Here is a 15,231-nt window from a genome sequence, read left to right as displayed (position 1 = left end):
CTAATGCGGCGAAGCGCGCGACGGAAGAGGCCGCACGCGCGCGGGTGCCGGTCCTCCCCGCTTTCGTCGCATGTGCCGTCAACCCCGCTTGAGCCTTGAATTCTCCGGGGATAAGGTCTGCCTCCGCCGTCGCGACGGTGCAACGAACTGGAGGAAACCGCATGCCGACGACGGACAAATCGGGCAAGAGCAACGTCAGTTTTACCGATCAGGAAGCATTGCAGTTTCACCAGCAGGGCCGGCCCGGCAAGCTGGAGGTCAACCCGACCAAGCCGATGGCGACCCAGCGCGACCTGTCGCTGGCCTATTCGCCCGGCGTTGCCGTGCCGGTGCGCGCCATCGCCGAGGATCCGTCCCGCGCCTTCGACTACACCACGCGCGGCAATCTGGTGGCGGTGATCTCCAACGGAACCGCGATCCTCGGCCTCGGCAATCTCGGCGCGCTCGCCTCCAAGCCGGTGATGGAAGGCAAGGCGGTGCTGTTCAAGCGCTTCGCCGATGTCGATTCCATCGACCTGGAGATCGATACGGAAGAGGTCGACGCCTTCGTCAACGCCGTGCGCTATCTCGGCCCCTCCTTCGGCGGCATCAACCTGGAGGACATCAAGGCGCCGGATTGCTTCATCATCGAGCAGCGCCTACGCGAGCTGATGGACATTCCGGTCTTCCACGACGACCAGCACGGCACCGCAATCATCGCCGCCGCCGGGCTGATCAACGCGCTGCATCTGACCGGCCGCGATCTCGCCTCCGCCCGCGTCGTCTGCAACGGCGCCGGCGCGGCCGGCATCGCCTGCATCGAGCTGATCAAGGCGCTGGGCGTCCCGCATGACAACGTCATCCTCTGCGACACCAAGGGCGTGATCTACAAGGGCCGCACGGAAGGCATGAACCAGTGGAAGTCAGCCCATGCGGTGGAGACGGAGGCGCGCAGCCTCTACGACGCGATGAAGGGCGCCGACGTCTTCCTCGGCGTGTCGGTCAAGGGCGCCTTGACCGAGGACATGCTGCGGGTGATGGCGCCGAACCCGATCATCTTCGCCATGGCCAATCCGGACCCGGAGGTGACCCCGGAGGAGGCCCATGCGGTGCGCGAGGACGCCATCGTCGCGACGGGGCGCTCCGACTATCCCAACCAGGTCAACAACGTCCTCGGCTTCCCCTATATTTTCCGCGGTGCCCTCGACGTCCAGGCGACGACGATCAACGACGAGATGAAGGTCGCCTGCGCCCGCGCGCTGGCCGATCTGGCGCGCGAGGAGGTGCCGGACGAGGTCGCCGCCGCCTATCGCGGCAACCGTCCCAAGTTCGGCCCCGAATACATCATCCCGGTGCCCTTCGACCCGCGGCTGATCTCCACCATTCCGCCGGCGGTTGCCCAGGCGGCGATGGACAGCGGCGTCGCCCGCCGGCCGATCGTCGACATGGAGGCCTATCGCCACCAGCTTTCGGCCCGGCGCGATCCGGTCGCCGGCACCCTGCAGCGGATCTTCTCCAAGGTGCGCCAGCAGCCCAAGCGTGTCGTCTTCGCGGAAGGCGAGGAGGAGCCGATGATCCGTGCGGCGGCGAGCTTCGTGGCGCAAGGGCTCGGCGAGGCGATCCTGATCGGCCGCGAGGACGAGGTGCGCGAGGTCGCGGCCAGCGCCGGCGTCGACCTGGAGCGTGGCGGCATCCGCATCCTCAATGCCCGCCTGTCGACGCGCAATTCCGACTATGCCGAGTATCTCTACTCGCGCCTGCAGCGCCGCGGCTACCTGCTGCGCGATTGCCAGCGGCTGGTCAACAACGACCGCAACTACTGGGGCGCGATCATGGTGGCGCGCGGCGATGCCGACGCCATGGTCACCGGCCTCACCCGCAACTATTCGGTCGCGCTCGACACCGTGCGCAATGTGGTCGACACCAAGCCGGGCCACCGGGTGATCGGCGTGTCGCTGGCCCTGTGCCGGGGCCGCACCGTGCTGGTCGCCGACACGGCGGTGATCGACATGCCGACCTCCGAGGAACTGGCCGACATCGCCGAGGAGGCGGCCCATGTCGCCCGCCGGCTCGGCTACGAGCCGCGCATCGCCCTGCTCGCCTATTCCACGTTCGGCCATCCGCGCAGCGAGCGTTCGGAAAAGGTCATCGAGGCGGTGAAGATCCTCGACCGGCGCCGGGTTGATTTCGAGTATGATGGCGAGATGGGCGCCGATGTCGCGCTCAACATGGACAAGATGGCGGCCTATCCGTTCTGCCGCCTCAGCGGCCCGGCCAATGTCCTGGTCATGCCGGCGTTCCACTCGGCCTCGATCTCGACCAAGATGCTGCAGGAGCTCGGCGGCTCGACGGTGATCGGCCCGCTGCTGGTCGGCCTCGACAAGCCGGTGCAGATCCTGCCGATCGGCGCCAAGGACAGCGACATCGTCAACATGGCGGCGATTGCCGCCTACAACGTGACGTGAGGAATAGGGAGACGATGAGCGAACGCGGCCTCGTCAAGATCTGCGGTCTGTCGACCGAGGAGACACTCGAGGCCGCGCTTGCGGCCGGGGCCGACATGATCGGCCTCGTCTTCTTCGACAAGAGCCCGCGCAACGTGCCGATGGAGGTTGCCGCGCGGCTGGCGGCGCGCGCGCGGGGCCGGGCCGAAATCGTCGTGCTGACGGTCGATGCGGACGATGCGCTGCTGGACGCCATCGTGGCGTCCGTGCGGCCCGACTGGCTGCAACTGCACGGCCACGAGAGCCCGGCGCGCTGCGCCGAGCTGAAGGCGCGGCACGGCATCAGGATCATGAAGGCGCTGGGCGTCTCGGCGGCTGAGGATCTTGCCACTGCGGCGCCCTATGTCGCCCATGTCGACCGGCTGCTCTTCGATGCCAAGCCGCCACAGGGGGCGGTGCTGCCGGGCGGCAATGGCGTCAGCTTCGACTGGCGCCTGCTCAAGGGCCTTGACCTCGGCGTTCCGCTCATGCTTTCCGGTGGGCTGGATGCCGCGACGGTCGGCGAGGCGGTGCGCATCGGCGGCATCCGCGACGTCGACGTCTCTTCCGGAGTGGAGCGCGGGCGCGGCGTCAAGGATACGGAACTCATCAGGGCGTTCGTCGCGGCTGCGCGCCGGGCGGTGCCGGGCGCGGCGGAGACCGCCGCCGAACAGGGACGGAGCGCATGACGATCCAGCAGAACACTTTTCGCTCCGGTCCGGACGAGCGCGGGCATTTCGGCATCTTTGGCGGCCGCTACGTCGCCGAGACCTTGATGCCGCTGATCCTCGATCTCGAGCAGGCCTACAAGGATGCCAAGGCCGATCCGGCCTTCCACGCCGAGATCGAACATCTCAACACCTATTACACCGGCCGGCCCTCGCCGCTCTATTTCGCCGAGCGGCTGACGGCCGAGCTCGGCGGCGCCAAGGTCTATTTCAAGCGCGACGAGCTCAACCACACCGGCAGCCACAAGATCAACAACTGCCTGGGTCAGATCCTGCTGGCCCGGCGCATGGGCAAGACCCGCATCATCGCCGAGACCGGCGCCGGCCAGCACGGCGTCGCCACCGCCACCGTCTGCGCCCGCTTCGGCCTTCCCTGCGTCGTCTACATGGGCGCCACCGATGTCGAGCGGCAGAAGCCCAACGTCTTCCGCATGAAGCTGCTCGGCGCGGAAGTGGTGCCGGTCACCGCCGGTGCCGGCACGCTGAAGGACGCGATGAACGAGGCGCTGCGCGACTGGGTGACCAATGTCGCCGACACCTATTACCTGATCGGCACCGCCGCCGGACCCCATCCCTATCCGGAGATGGTGCGCGACTTCCAGTCGGTGATCGGCACGGAGACGCGCGAGCAGATCCTGCAGGCGGAAGGCCGGCTGCCGGATGCTCTCGTCGCCGCCGTCGGCGGCGGCTCCAACGCCATCGGCCTGTTCCATCCCTTCCTCGACGAGTCCGCCGTCGCCATTTACGGCGTCGAGGCGGGCGGCAAGGGGCTGGATGGCGACGAGCACTGCGCCTCGCTCAATGCCGGCAAGCCCGGCGTGCTGCATGGCAACCGCACCTATCTGCTGCAGGACGACGACGGCCAGATCCTCGAGGGACACTCGATCTCCGCCGGCCTCGACTATCCTGGCATCGGGCCGGAGCATTCCTGGCTGCGCGACACCGGCCGCGTCACCTATGTGCCGGCGACCGACGACGAGGCGATGGCGGCCTTCCAGTTGCTGACCCGCGTCGAGGGCATCATCCCGGCGCTGGAGCCGGCCCATGCGCTGGCCCAGGTGATGAAGCTGGCGCCGACCATGGACAAGGACCAGATCATCGTCATGAACCTGTGCGGGCGCGGCGACAAGGACGTGTTCACGGTCGGCAAGCTGCTCGGCTTCGACCTGTAATCCCCTTGATCGTTCCTTGAAAAAAAAGGCCCCGGCGAGACCGTCGCCGGGGCCTTCGTATGTCCGCTGCCGAAGCGCCTGCTCAGGGGCCGCTGACGGCGATCAGCACGCAGGTGTTGTCCTCCAGCCGCCGCACCTGGTGGCGCAGCGGGCCGGGAAACTGCACCGAGTCTCCCGTGCCCAGCACGATGTTCTCCTCCGGGAAGGAGATCTCCACCCGCCCGGAGACGACGAACAGCAGTTCCTCGCCCCGGTGCTCGGCCTCGGGCTCCTCGCGCGGCGCGTCCGGCGGATACATCAGGAACACTTCCAGCCCCGAGTTGCCGTGGCTCTGGGTCAGCAGCCGCATGTGATAGCTGTCGTCGCGGGCGGTCAGCTCGTCGCGCGCGTCGGCGCGTGTGACGAAGACCAGCCTGTGCTCCTCCGCCGCGCCGAAAAGCTGGGCGACGGAGACGTCCAGCGCCGCCGCGATGCGCAGGATGATGGCGATCGACGGCACCTTGATGCCGCGCTCGACCCGCGACAGGTAACCCTTGTCGAGCGTTGCATCGAGCGCCAACTGCGACAGCGACAGGTTCTTCTCCTGCCGCAGCGTCCTGATCGCCCTGCCGAGACCGATCCCGGTCGGCAGGGTCAGCTTTTCTGCCGCATCGCGTGCCATGGAAAACGTCATCCTCTCCTGCCGGATCGGTCGCCTCCTTGCGGGGCAGCCCGTGGCCCTGGCCAATATACTGGCACCCGGCCGGAAAAACAGACGCGGCGGTGTTCGCGCCGAACCGGGCGAATCACCAGCCTTGTCCGATAGGCAACGATGTCTGCAATGCCCAGAGGGGTGGACCGCGGCAGGTCCCTCACGTCCCTTGCTCATCCTGCCTATCGGCCTTGAGGACGCCCGGCGGTCGATTCTATGATTGTCTATTAGACAACGTTGTCTAAAATCGGACGCGCAGGGGACCGGCCCACATGAAGATCACCGGACCTCTGCATGAAGCCGCGATCGCGCGTCTGGCGACGACCGTGTTCGTGACCGTGGCAAAGGCTGAGGCTGCCACGGTCAGATGCAAGATGGCAGGCACCTTCTCCGGTTCGCCGCCGCAGCTCGGAATGAGGTCCGTCATGGCAAGCGAAGCACCCGAAATGAAGCCCGACATGGTCGAAGCCTTCAGTCATCCGGCCGCCATCGAGGCGCGGGGCCGGCAGGGCGGCGTCACCGGCTGGACCGGTGAGCTGCTGCACATCCACATCGCGCCGCAAGCCAGCTTCGAGATGGAGGAGCTGGACGAGGCGGTCTGCGTTGCCGGGCGCGGCATCGAGGGCGACCGCTACTTCCTCGGCACCGGTACCTATTCCGCCCGTCCCGATGTGCGCGAGGTGACATTGATCGAGCAGGAGGCGCTGGATGCGCTCGCCCGCAACGATCCCCCGCTCCAGTCCGGCCCGCTCGTGCTGGAGCCGGTCGACCACCGCCGCAATCTCACGGTGCGCGGCGTGCCGCTCAACCATCTGGTCGGCCGGCGCTTTCGCGTCGGCGAGGTGATCCTGCGCGGCGGCCGGCTCAACTTTCCGTGCAAATATCTGGAGACGCTGCTGGGCATGGAGGTCTTCCTGCCGCTCTACAACCGCTCCGGCCTCAATTGCGGCATCGAGCAGGGCGGCACCATCCGCCCCGGCGACACCATCGAGATGCTGGACTGAGCCATGGTCGCGAGGCTTGTCATGAAGCTCCGGGTCGCGGAGCTGCGCCGGGAGGCGGGCGATGTCCTTGCGATCCGCCTGGAACATCCGCGCCGGCCGCAATTGCCGGCGTGGACCGCCGGGGCGCATGTGGATGTGCATGTGCCCGGGCTCGGCGTGCGGCACTATTCGCTCTGGGGCGATCCGGACGACCGCAGCCACTATCATATCGCCGTGCGGCGGGAGGAGGCCGGACGCGGCGGCTCCGCCTGGCTGCATGAGGCGCTGGAACTGGGTGCGCTGCTGACGGTCGCTGCCCCGCGCAACCATTTCGAGCTGCCGGAGGTGCCCCGCCGCACGCTTCTCGTTGCCGGCGGCATCGGCGTCACGCCGCTGCTGGCGATGGCGCGCCGGCTCGCCCACCACAACGCCCGCCAAAACACCCATCAGAACGCCGACTTCGCCTTCCACTATTGCGCAAGGTCGCGCGCCGCCGCCCCGCTGCTGAGTGAGGTCGCGGCCGTCTGCGGCTCCCGTCTCGTCACCTGGCTCCCGGATGAGGGGCGCCGGTTCGATGCGTCCGCCCTCCTCGCTGGCGAACCTGCCGAGGCCGATGTTCTCGTCTGCGGGCCGCAGCGCCTGGCCGAGGCCGTCGAGGCGGCGGTGGCGGCGCGCGGCTGGCCGGCGGAGTGTTTCCATACCGAGCGGTTCGCGGCGCTTCCCGCTGGCGATCTCGTGCCCGAGCCCTTCGAGGCGGTGATTGCCTCCACCGGCGCGGTCCTTGCCGTTCCGGCGGAGCGCAGCCTCGTTGCCGTGCTGGCGGAAGGCGGCATCGCGCTGCCGACCTCGTGCGAATCCGGCGTCTGCGGCTCGTGCGAATGCGGCTATCTGCAAGGCGAGATCGTCCACCGCGACGTGGTGCTGGATACGAGGCGCCGGAAGACCCGGCTGATGCCCTGCGTCTCCCGCGGCCGCGGCCGCATCGTCCTTGATCTGTAGGGGGGGGGTCCCTGCGGGCCTTGGCCGGTCGTTCTGCCCGGCCACGGCAGTCCGCCTGCCGGCCTTGCCGCAGCCCGCGCGGCATGGCGGCGTGCCGCCGGTTATCCCGTGCGGCGGGAGGGGCCAATTCGCTGGTTGAAGCGGCTGGCGCGATCCTGTAAGAACGCTTCGCATCCCCGGTGCCGAACAGGCACCGCGTCCGCGGGCCCACCCCCGCCGGAAGCACCCGTAGCTCAGCTGGATAGAGCGCTGCCCTCCGAAGGCAGAGGTCACAGGTTCGAATCCTGTCGGGTGCGCCATTTCAGTACAGAACTCTGAACGCCGAACGCCGCCGTTTGCCCGCTTGAAGCGGCGACGAGCGTACGGAGCAGTTCCGACTTCGATCCCATGATGCGAACCTCGTCGTCCGCGACCTCGACACGCTGCGCCAAGGCGCGCAGGTGATCGCGGCGATAGCCGTCATTTCCCAGCCGAAGTCGTTCGCGGGCGGAGCGGGCGAAGGCCGCTCGCCATGCTGGTGAGAAGACACAAGTGCGATGGGGCTTCCAGCGTGTTGCGCATTCGCATGTATGGCTGACAGAGGTGGCTAACCGGCCCGGCCCGAACTTCCGGCTCGTTACGATGTGAGGCCATGGCTGTCGCTGCTGATGCACCACGCCTTGAAATTGCTCAGGCGCCGCACGGGCTTGACCAATTCTCGATGAGCCAAGCTCATCGAGAATTGCTATAGGGCCCCTGCCCATCCGCGAAGGGATGTACCGGAAGATCGGAAACATCGGAATTGGAGAGGCAGCATCCGTTTCGGGACGAGGGTGCAAGCTGAGGTCAGCGAAGGTTGTTCGCCTGCATTGCGCGCATGCCGTCAGCCGTCGAGGTGACCGGAGCATAGCCGAGTTGATTTCGCGCACGGCTCACGTCGATGGTGAAATCCTTGCCGATGAACCGCAGCATCTGCCGGGTGACCGGCGGCTCGCCCTTGCGGCGGAAGACCCGCCAGACCGCACCCATCACACCCGCCATCGTCCAGGCAATGCCAAACGGCACGGCGCGGTCCTTGGGCGTCACGCCGCGGCTGCCAAGCAGGCGCGTCAGGAACGACTTCAGCGTCGTGTCCTCGCCATCGCTCACAAAGAAGGCCTCTCCGCCTGACCCGCGATCGGCGGCGAGGATCAGCGCGTGGCACAGGTTGTCGACATGGCAGGTGGAAAGCGCCTGTTCGCCGCCGGCAACCCATTGGAACTGCCCTGCGCGAACGGTCTCGACCATGCGGTCAAGCGCCGGCATGTCCGGACCCCAGATGAAAGGCGGCCGGACGGCCACCGTGGAGAAGCCGGCACGGCGGCCATTCGCCGCCAGCAGCACTTCCTCCGCTTCGGCCTTGGATGCGGCGTAAGGGGCAAACGGCATCTTGTGCAGGGGCATGTCCTCGGTCACGCCACGCATCGGTTCGGGGCGGCCCATGACGACGGCGGCGGCGCTGACATAGACGATGCGGCGCACGCCGGCCCGCTCCGCCGCCTCGACGACATTGCGCGTGCCCTCCACGTTGATCCGGCGGAACAGGGACATCGGCCCCCAGAGCTTGAAATGTGCCGCGACGTGGAACACCACCTCGACCCCGTCCATCGCGCGGGCCAGCGCCGCGCAGTCCAGGAGGTCGCCTTCAACCGGTTCGGCGCCGAGCGCCTCAACCTCCGCCCGCGCCTCGGCGCTGCGGCCAGGCGCGCGGACGCGCCAGCCATCGGACAGCAGGCGGCGGATGAGATGCCCGCCGACGAAACCGGAGCCTCCGGTGACGAGAGCGAGGCGGGGCGTATGCGGGGAAGGGAACTGGCTCATGACTGTCTCCTGAACGTCGGTTGTCCCAACGTGTCACATCCAAAGGTGTTACACAATACAAAATATGAAATCTGTTACATGTTGTGCGCCTGCGATGTGTCGGCTAAAAGCTGCGCATGACGAACGACGCCCACGATCATCGCGATCGCATTCTGGACACCGCCGCCGAACAGGTCCGCCGGTTCGGCGAGGCCAAGACAAACGTCGTCGACATCGCCAAGGCCATGGGCCTGTCGCATTCGGCGCTCTATCGGCACTTCCGGTCGAAAGCGGAGATCTTCGACGCCCTTGCGGCGCGGACGATGGCCGAGGAGGCCGATCTGGCGGCCCGCTTTGCAATGGCCGATGGTCCGGCGGCAGAGCGGCTTCGCGGCCTTGTCCTGGCGCTCCACCGCAGCAAGCGGGCCAAGCTGGGTGACGATCCGGAGATCCACGGTCTCTACCGCCGGATCATGGCAGAGCGCCCGGACCTCGTCGGCGACTATGCGCGACGGATGACCGGGCTCGTGCGGCAGATATTGCAAGACGGGATAGCGCGGGGCGAGTTCCGTATCCCCGACCTCGACATGGCTGCCGGTGTGGTGCGCGACGCGGTTACGGTCTTCGTCCATCCTGCTCATGTGGAGCAGGCCGTCGCGGCTGGTCTGGATCTGGAGCCGCGACTTCAGGCGGTGATCGATACAGTGGTCACGGCTTTCGCGGCAACCAGCCAGCCGGATATGTAGGCAATGAAGATCGTTCAACTGCACGCAATCCCTCAGTGGGAGCTGCCGATTTGGCAGGTGCTTGCAGGGGGCGGGGCATTCCTCCGTGGCCTCACTCATGGCGGCCATGCAGGCATCTGCGCGCGGGGCGGGAATTCGAGCGGCAGCTTTCGTGCCGTCTCGTCCTGAAGCGGGCACTCCGCAGCCGGCGCCATTCAATACCAAGGCTTTCGATGCGGACGCATCACGCCTTGAAATTGCTCATGCGCCGCACGGGCTTGACCAGCACTCAATCAGTCAAGCTCATCGAGTGCTGGTCTAAGACCTTCAAACTTTGCCCGTCTGCGTGGAGCCCCCTTCGCCGGCCGCTTTATGCAGCGGGACACTTCGCGGGTTTGCTGAAATCCTGGGTGCGAAGCTGGCGGAAGGAGGGCTATGGCGTAGACACAGTTCTCCTCAGCACCCTGGGCGACGCGCCGCAGCGAATGGAAGGACTGAGCGCCTTCTGGAGCATCAATACGCTATGGGAGATCGCGAAGCGGCCACAAACGCCCCACTCATAACTGATTTTGGCGTTTGTTCTTGAAGCTTCTTGGTAGATTCGGGAGGAATGGCCTGCTGCCGGTTTCGTGAACATCGAGATAAAGTGTTTGACGGAACTGGAGAGGGGGAATGCGAAGAAGCTAGTTCAGCCGCGAGTTCAAGCTTCAGGCGGTGAAGTTGGTCAAGGAGCGAGGTGTTGCGGTGGTCCAGGCCGCCTGTGACTTCGACGTTCGGGAGACTGTGCTGCGCAAATGGGGTAACCTGCCACGGAACTCTCATCAAGCGACACCGGTGCAGCCGTTCGCCGGTGTCCGGCAAGAGGATGCCGCCTAGCGGAAATTGCCGAGTTGCATGCCGCCGTCTATGACCACGTGAGATCCCGTCATGTAGCTTGAGGCGTCCGAGGCCAGCAAGAGGGCGAGCGGTTTTATCTGTTCGGTCACGGCTATGGAGCCGAGCGGGATCTGGCGGTCCCAGAAGGCCCTTGCGGCGGGATCGGTCTTGACCTTGCCGCCGCCGATGTTTGTGACGAAGGGACCGGGGGCGATCGCATTGACGCGAATGCGGAATTCGGCGAGTTCCAGCGCCGCATGACGCACCAGATGGGCGAGGCCGGCCTTGGCCGGCATATAGGCCAGCCCGACGACCGGCACGTTGATCTGCGCCGCGTTCGACGAGGTGACGACAATCGAGCCGCCCTTGCCGGCATCCTTCATGACCCGCGCCGCCTCGCGAAGGGTGTTGAACACTCCGGTCAGGTTGACCGCAAGGGTGCGGTCCCACCAGGCCGGGTCGAGCGTGTCGATCTGGGCGTCCGGATTGCGATGTCCATCCGGGTTCCAGAAGCCGTCGCCGGAATCGATGCCCGCGTTGGCAAAGGCGATGTCGAGGCCGCCATAGGCGGCCACATGCGCCGCGACTGCCGCTTGCGTGGCCCGGCGGTCGGCGACGTCAAGCGTCGCTGCTCGCACCTCGCGGCCCTCGCTGCGGAGCCGCTCGGCTTCCTCAAAGGCCCTCGCCCCGTCGATGTCGCTCAGAGTGACAGCCGCGCCGGCCTCGGCAAGGACCTCGGCATAGGCCAGTCCCAAGCCGGACGCCGCGCCGGTGACAAGCGCCGAGCGGCCGGCGATATCGAACTGCCCGAGCGTGCTCATTGCGGGCGCCCTGTCCCCACCGGGCCGCGCCCAGGGGGTGGCGCGCGCCCGTCACCGGAACAGGGACTCGACATGGCTCGCCCCCAGTCCGTTCGCCTCGTAATGCGCGCGGGCGTCGCTGACAAAGTCGTGGACGTCATAGTGACCGATGGTCCGGCCGTCCTCGTTGAGCCAGATCAGCGGTCCGGTCAGGATGAACAGTGTGCGCATGGGTTCCTCGGCCTCGTAGCAGACGAGCGTATGGCTGCTGCCGGGAGGCTCGTAGACGAAATCCCCTTTCTGGGCCGTCCACTCATGTTCGAGATAGCCCCACTTTCCGGAAATCGTATAGGCGAAGACCGGGTGCGGATGATAATGCCGGTTCACGAGGCCGGCGGATCGGGCAATCAGGATGTTGGACCACATGTTCCGGTCGAGCGAGATCCACAAGGGGATGGCTGAGACGGTTTCGCTGATCGGAAAGGCATAGCGTTCGTCATAGCCGGCCGGGTCGCGCAGGAACAGCGCGGGCAAGGCATCCGGCTTGAAATTGACCTCGATCGGCTTGATGTCGCTCCAGAATTCCCCTGAGGCTGCTTCGGGCATCTCAACCTCCACGTGGTTTCATCCAGGCCTGGCGATGCATCGGGAACCCCGCGCCTACCCAAACGTGAACCATCCGCAATGACGCGGCAAGATTGTTCTCGAGCAATTTTTCGCCTCCAGGTGTTCGGCCGCCGCCCCTGCGGGCACGCGAGTATCGCCTGCGACCTGCAATCGGGAGTTTTCTCTGGCTCGCCGAAATCAAATACTCTAAGTTGCCGGAGTATAGTTTTGCTGCTTTGAGGAGGAGTTCTGTAATGCCGCAGACAGCCGCCATCGTTGACGCAAACGTCGGAACCGAAGCAGGCCGTATTCTGTCTCATCCTTTCTGGTCCTTGATGCGGATCGCCCCGAAGGGAAACACCCATTTCAAGACGGTTCTGGAGGGGCCGGAAGACCGGCAGCAACGCTTCATCGAGGCTATCGTGAACGGCTTCCATCCGATTTCGCGGTCCTCTCCGATGGCGTTCGGCAGGGTCGCGACCTTCGCCGGCGATCACGGTTACATGGACGCGAAAAAACTTGCGGGCCAGATCGAGGAAATCGAAAACGGCGACCACGCGTTCGTGGAACTGTTTTCCGGAGTCAATCACGCGGAGTCCTATCTGCGCACCGTGGCGGCCGTCACCGGCCGGGCGGTGGCCGCGGATCAACTTGTCGAGCGCAGGTATCTGGACGATCTCGGCATTGATCAGAACGGCGTCGGGCAGGTGCTGGGCTATTGCGAGATGATCGAGTCGATCGCTCCGCTCACAACTGCCTGGATCGGCGAATTCGTCGCCCAATGGGCGGTGCTCACCGGAAAGAGCTTCACCGAATTGTGGTGGCCCTATCTGTGCGAACACCTGATGACGGAGGGGGGCGAGTCCGAAGACCAGCACATCCAGATCGTGGACGCGCTGATCGAGTCCATGAGCGACCATTGCACCCATGCCGACCGGGTCGCGGGCTGCGAGCGTTTCGCGGATGCCACCATCGCCCATCTCGACCGGGTGATGGCCGCTGCCGCGCCGCTGTCCTGAGGCACCGCGCAGCGCATGATGAGGCACGGCCGTCGCGCCTTGGGATAGGCCGGCGGGTGCCTCGCGCCGCCCGGCCGTTGCTGGCGGCCGCTGTTGCCTCGCGTCACAGGGGCTTACCGACGGGCAAGGCGAGCGCGTCCTCCAGATCGGCCTGCGGCAGGCCGAGGTCTTTCCTGTCCTGCCACAGCAGAAACAGGCCCTGCTGCAGGCGGGCCCGCATCAGCGCTCCGGCCTGCGCGCCGAGCGTGCCTTGCGCCGCCCCACGCAGGAGCCGCTGCACGCTATCGCGGGCATGGGCATGGGCCGTGCCGCCCGTGGCGCCTGCGGCCGTCGGTCCGGCCGATGCCGCCGCAAGCACCGCGATGAGATGTTTGGCGTCGAGCGCATGCGAGACGAGGCCGTAGCCCAGTGCTCTTGCGTGGTCGCCGCCGCAGGCCGCGACAAGGTCGTTATACTCCGCCATCACTTCCAGGCACTGGCCGTTCATGCGCGGCAGCGTCACGCTGGGGTTGTCCGCCCCCGTCATCAGTCTTGCGGCGATCCGGGGCGTGCAAAGCCGCTCCAGCGCCGACAGCACGGCGGCGGTCGAAGCCGACCGCAAAGCCCTCCCGAAACCCGCCTCGGCCTCGCCGTCTTCGATCCCTGCCCCCGCCCCCTCCTCTTCGCCCCAGGAGCAGGCCACGACGCAACGGGCCAGGGCGCGTGCCGCGTCCAGCCGCTCCGCCTCGACCATGTAGGGCGCGTGCTGGAGCCGGTCGCCGACGGCCATGTCCTCAAGGCGATCGAACGGGAGCAGCGCCGGGCGGCTGCGCCAATTGGGGCAGGCGGACAGAAGATAGGACGGGCGATTGCGCGCAAGGCCACCGATCAGTGCCCTGCTCAGGGTCATGCCTGGGGCAAGGACAGGCTCGGAACCGTCCGCGCGCCGCCGCAGCAGCGCCCGAACCGCGCCCGAGCGGGCGAATGTCGCCGCCGTCTGGGTGTCCTGCCAGACAAGGCGCTGAAATGAGGTCGGTCCGTGCCAGCCCGGATCGGCGAACTCGGCGCCATACCGTGTCCGCAGACCGTCCTCGAGATCCTCGATCCGGGCCGCCTCGGCGCGGTCGGGCCGGCACGCGCCGGGCGGTCCGATGCTGCCCGATCCGAGGGCGCGAAGGAGGTGCCTCGCGGCGGCAGGGGCGCCGGCGAGATCTGCGTCGAGTCTGTCAAGGGCTTCGCCAAGGTCGAAGCCGGTCACGACCGTGATCCCAGGGGGGCGACGGACCCGTGCGACCATGCCGCCTGCCACCTGTCCGCATGGGGCCAGCGGGGCAGGCTCTCGGTCAGGAATCGCGGGCCGGACAGCGCGGCGACCCGCCGCAGCGCTGCGTGCGGATCCAGCGTCTCGAGATCGCGCGTCCGGGCGCGCCGGGCAAGGGTGCGGTAGAGCACCAGCGCGGCTGTCGCGGAGACCGGGTCCGTCAGCCGCGCAGCCGCGACCCAGCCCCCGTCGCGCTCCCACAGGCGCGGCCGGGTATAGGGTTTGGGCCAGTTTTCCAGCACATCGCAGCACGCTTCGCCGAGCGGCCCGAGGGGGGCGTGACCCGTCTTTTTGTCGGGCGCGTCAAGGTGGTTCAAGTAGCCGGCGATACGCGGATTTTTCGAAGCCAGGAACACGACGGATGGATCAGGTAAGGCCGCCGATCCAAGGATCGGCTGGATCAGCGTTCCGTAGAGACCGGTGTCGATGAGGAGCGGCCGGTGCCGGGTGGCGAAGGCGGCGGCCAGAAACTGCTCGACATCGGTGCCGCGCAGGTCGCCGGGAAACGCCTCGTCGAGAGGCGAGCGCGGCATCATGGTCCGGTTCAGCGCCAGCAGGGACAGCCGGCCGCAGACAACGCCACGGGCCTGTAACTGGCAGGCGACCACGTAGAAGGGAATGGCGTCGCGGGCCAGAAACATCAGATCCGATGCCCGTTGCCTTTCGCTCGTCTCCATTGCCCATTTCACGAAGGCAATCGCCAGATCGGACAGATCGTCGGCGGCTGCGGCATAAAGCTGTTCGGTCTTGTGCACCAGATCCGCCACGGTCGCCGGCACCGGCGGGGCCCGCAGGGCGTCGAACACGGCTGCGGCATGTCGGCTCGCCTGGCAGGGGTCCATGTCGCCGCCGGCCTCGCGCGTGTAGCCCGCCGAGATCCGGCGCCAGTCCCGATAGTCGAGCGTGTCGTCCGGTGCCACGCCGAAGAGCTCCGCCACCGCTTGCGGCAGGCCGCGATCCTCCTGGCTGGCCGACATCAGGCGCTCGTGGAACACCGCCGTATCCGCCAGTCCTCGGCCGGCCACTCCGTTGTCGGTCAAGGGCTCCCGCAA

13 protein-coding genes, 1 tRNA gene and 1 pseudogene are annotated in these 15,231 nt (G+C 66.9%); 9 read left to right on the top strand and 6 right to left on the bottom strand.

Annotation, left to right across the window (positions count from 1 at the left end; genetic code table 11):
• Positions 1-161: 161 nt before the first annotated feature.
• The 3 genes from TSB10GB4_RS12295 to trpB are packed head-to-tail and all read left to right on the top strand — an operon-like array spanning position 162 to position 4,362.
• Positions 162-2,444 (top strand): NADP-dependent malic enzyme, encoded by a 2,283-nt coding sequence (locus tag TSB10GB4_RS12295; protein ID WP_186387765.1) that lies wholly within the window; start codon positions 162-164, stop codon positions 2,442-2,444.
• Positions 2,445-2,458: 14 nt separating this feature from the next.
• Positions 2,459-3,151: a phosphoribosylanthranilate isomerase gene (locus tag TSB10GB4_RS12290; RefSeq protein ID WP_186395992.1), complete on the top strand. Its 693-nt coding sequence runs from the start codon at positions 2,459-2,461 to the stop codon at positions 3,149-3,151.
• Positions 3,148-4,362, top strand: a complete 1,215-nt coding sequence (trpB, locus tag TSB10GB4_RS12285) for a tryptophan synthase subunit beta (protein WP_186395991.1) — start codon at positions 3,148-3,150, stop codon at positions 4,360-4,362. The genes TSB10GB4_RS12290 and trpB overlap by 4 nt, the downstream gene beginning before the upstream one ends.
• Positions 4,363-4,444: 82 nt before the next feature.
• Here trpB and TSB10GB4_RS12280 read toward each other — a convergent pair whose 3' ends face one another.
• The gene (locus TSB10GB4_RS12280) at positions 4,445-5,023 is read right to left on the bottom strand and encodes a helix-turn-helix domain-containing protein (protein WP_186395990.1); all 579 of its coding nucleotides are present in this window, start codon (positions 5,021-5,023) and stop codon (positions 4,445-4,447) included.
• Between the two features lie 455 nt (positions 5,024-5,478).
• Here TSB10GB4_RS12280 and TSB10GB4_RS12275 point away from each other — a divergent pair, with 455 nt between their 5' ends.
• The 3 genes from TSB10GB4_RS12275 to TSB10GB4_RS12265 all read left to right on the top strand — a co-directional run bounded on the left by TSB10GB4_RS12275 (position 5,479) and on the right by TSB10GB4_RS12265 (position 7,334).
• A complete protein-coding gene (locus TSB10GB4_RS12275) occupies positions 5,479-6,057 on the top strand; it encodes an MOSC domain-containing protein (RefSeq protein WP_371328900.1) in 579 nt (192 codons plus the stop codon).
• Positions 6,058-6,060: 3 nt separating this feature from the next.
• Entirely contained in the window at positions 6,061-7,035 is a 975-nt protein-coding gene (locus TSB10GB4_RS12270) for a PDR/VanB family oxidoreductase (RefSeq protein WP_186395989.1), read from the top strand.
• A gap of 222 nt (positions 7,036-7,257) precedes the next feature.
• Positions 7,258-7,334 (top strand) — tRNA-Arg (locus TSB10GB4_RS12265).
• A 526-nt stretch (positions 7,335-7,860) separates the two neighbouring features.
• On the opposite strand, the gene TSB10GB4_RS12260 is transcribed toward TSB10GB4_RS12265, so the two are convergent.
• Positions 7,861-8,874 (bottom strand): NAD(P)-dependent oxidoreductase, encoded by a 1,014-nt coding sequence (locus TSB10GB4_RS12260; protein WP_186395988.1) that lies wholly within the window; start codon positions 8,872-8,874, stop codon positions 7,861-7,863.
• A 116-nt stretch (positions 8,875-8,990) separates the two neighbouring features.
• Here TSB10GB4_RS12260 and TSB10GB4_RS12255 point away from each other — a divergent pair, with 116 nt between their 5' ends.
• Both TSB10GB4_RS12255 and TSB10GB4_RS23970 read left to right on the top strand, forming a co-directional pair.
• Positions 8,991-9,599, top strand: coding sequence for a TetR/AcrR family transcriptional regulator (locus TSB10GB4_RS12255; protein WP_186395987.1), 609 nt, complete (start codon positions 8,991-8,993; stop codon positions 9,597-9,599).
• A gap of 666 nt (positions 9,600-10,265) precedes the next feature.
• Positions 10,266-10,454: pseudogene (locus TSB10GB4_RS23970) on the top strand (transposase); the annotation flags it as partial.
• Here TSB10GB4_RS23970 and TSB10GB4_RS12245 read toward each other — a convergent pair.
• Both TSB10GB4_RS12245 and TSB10GB4_RS12240 read right to left on the bottom strand, forming a co-directional pair.
• The gene (locus tag TSB10GB4_RS12245) at positions 10,451-11,275 is read right to left on the bottom strand and encodes an SDR family NAD(P)-dependent oxidoreductase (protein WP_186395986.1); all 825 of its coding nucleotides are present in this window, start codon (positions 11,273-11,275) and stop codon (positions 10,451-10,453) included. The pseudogene TSB10GB4_RS23970 and the gene TSB10GB4_RS12245 sit on opposite strands and share 4 nt — an antisense overlap.
• Before the next feature lie 51 nt (positions 11,276-11,326).
• The gene (locus TSB10GB4_RS12240; RefSeq protein WP_186395985.1) at positions 11,327-11,860 is read right to left on the bottom strand and encodes a 2,4'-dihydroxyacetophenone dioxygenase family protein; all 534 of its coding nucleotides are present in this window, start codon (positions 11,858-11,860) and stop codon (positions 11,327-11,329) included.
• A gap of 254 nt (positions 11,861-12,114) precedes the next feature.
• On the opposite strand from TSB10GB4_RS12240, the gene TSB10GB4_RS12235 reads away from it, so the two are divergent.
• On the top strand, positions 12,115-12,879 hold the full coding sequence (locus tag TSB10GB4_RS12235) for a hypothetical protein (RefSeq protein WP_186395984.1): 765 nt from the start codon (positions 12,115-12,117) through the stop codon (positions 12,877-12,879).
• Positions 12,880-12,982: 103 nt separating this feature from the next.
• On the opposite strand, the gene TSB10GB4_RS12230 is transcribed toward TSB10GB4_RS12235, so the two are convergent.
• Positions 12,983-14,116, bottom strand: coding sequence for a hypothetical protein (locus TSB10GB4_RS12230; RefSeq protein ID WP_186395983.1), 1,134 nt, complete (start codon positions 14,114-14,116; stop codon positions 12,983-12,985).
• Positions 14,113-15,219, bottom strand: coding sequence for a hypothetical protein (locus tag TSB10GB4_RS12225; RefSeq protein WP_186387774.1), 1,107 nt, complete (start codon positions 15,217-15,219; stop codon positions 14,113-14,115). The genes TSB10GB4_RS12230 and TSB10GB4_RS12225 overlap by 4 nt, the downstream gene beginning before the upstream one ends.
• Positions 15,220-15,231: the final 12 nt, after the last annotated feature.

It is taken from the genome of Stappia sp. TSB10GB4, from assembly GCF_900185745.1.
GTDB lineage: Bacteria > Pseudomonadota > Alphaproteobacteria > Rhizobiales > Stappiaceae > Stappia.
The sequence above is the reverse complement of the archived record's forward strand: the minus strand, read 5'-3'. Positions and strand labels throughout refer to the sequence as shown.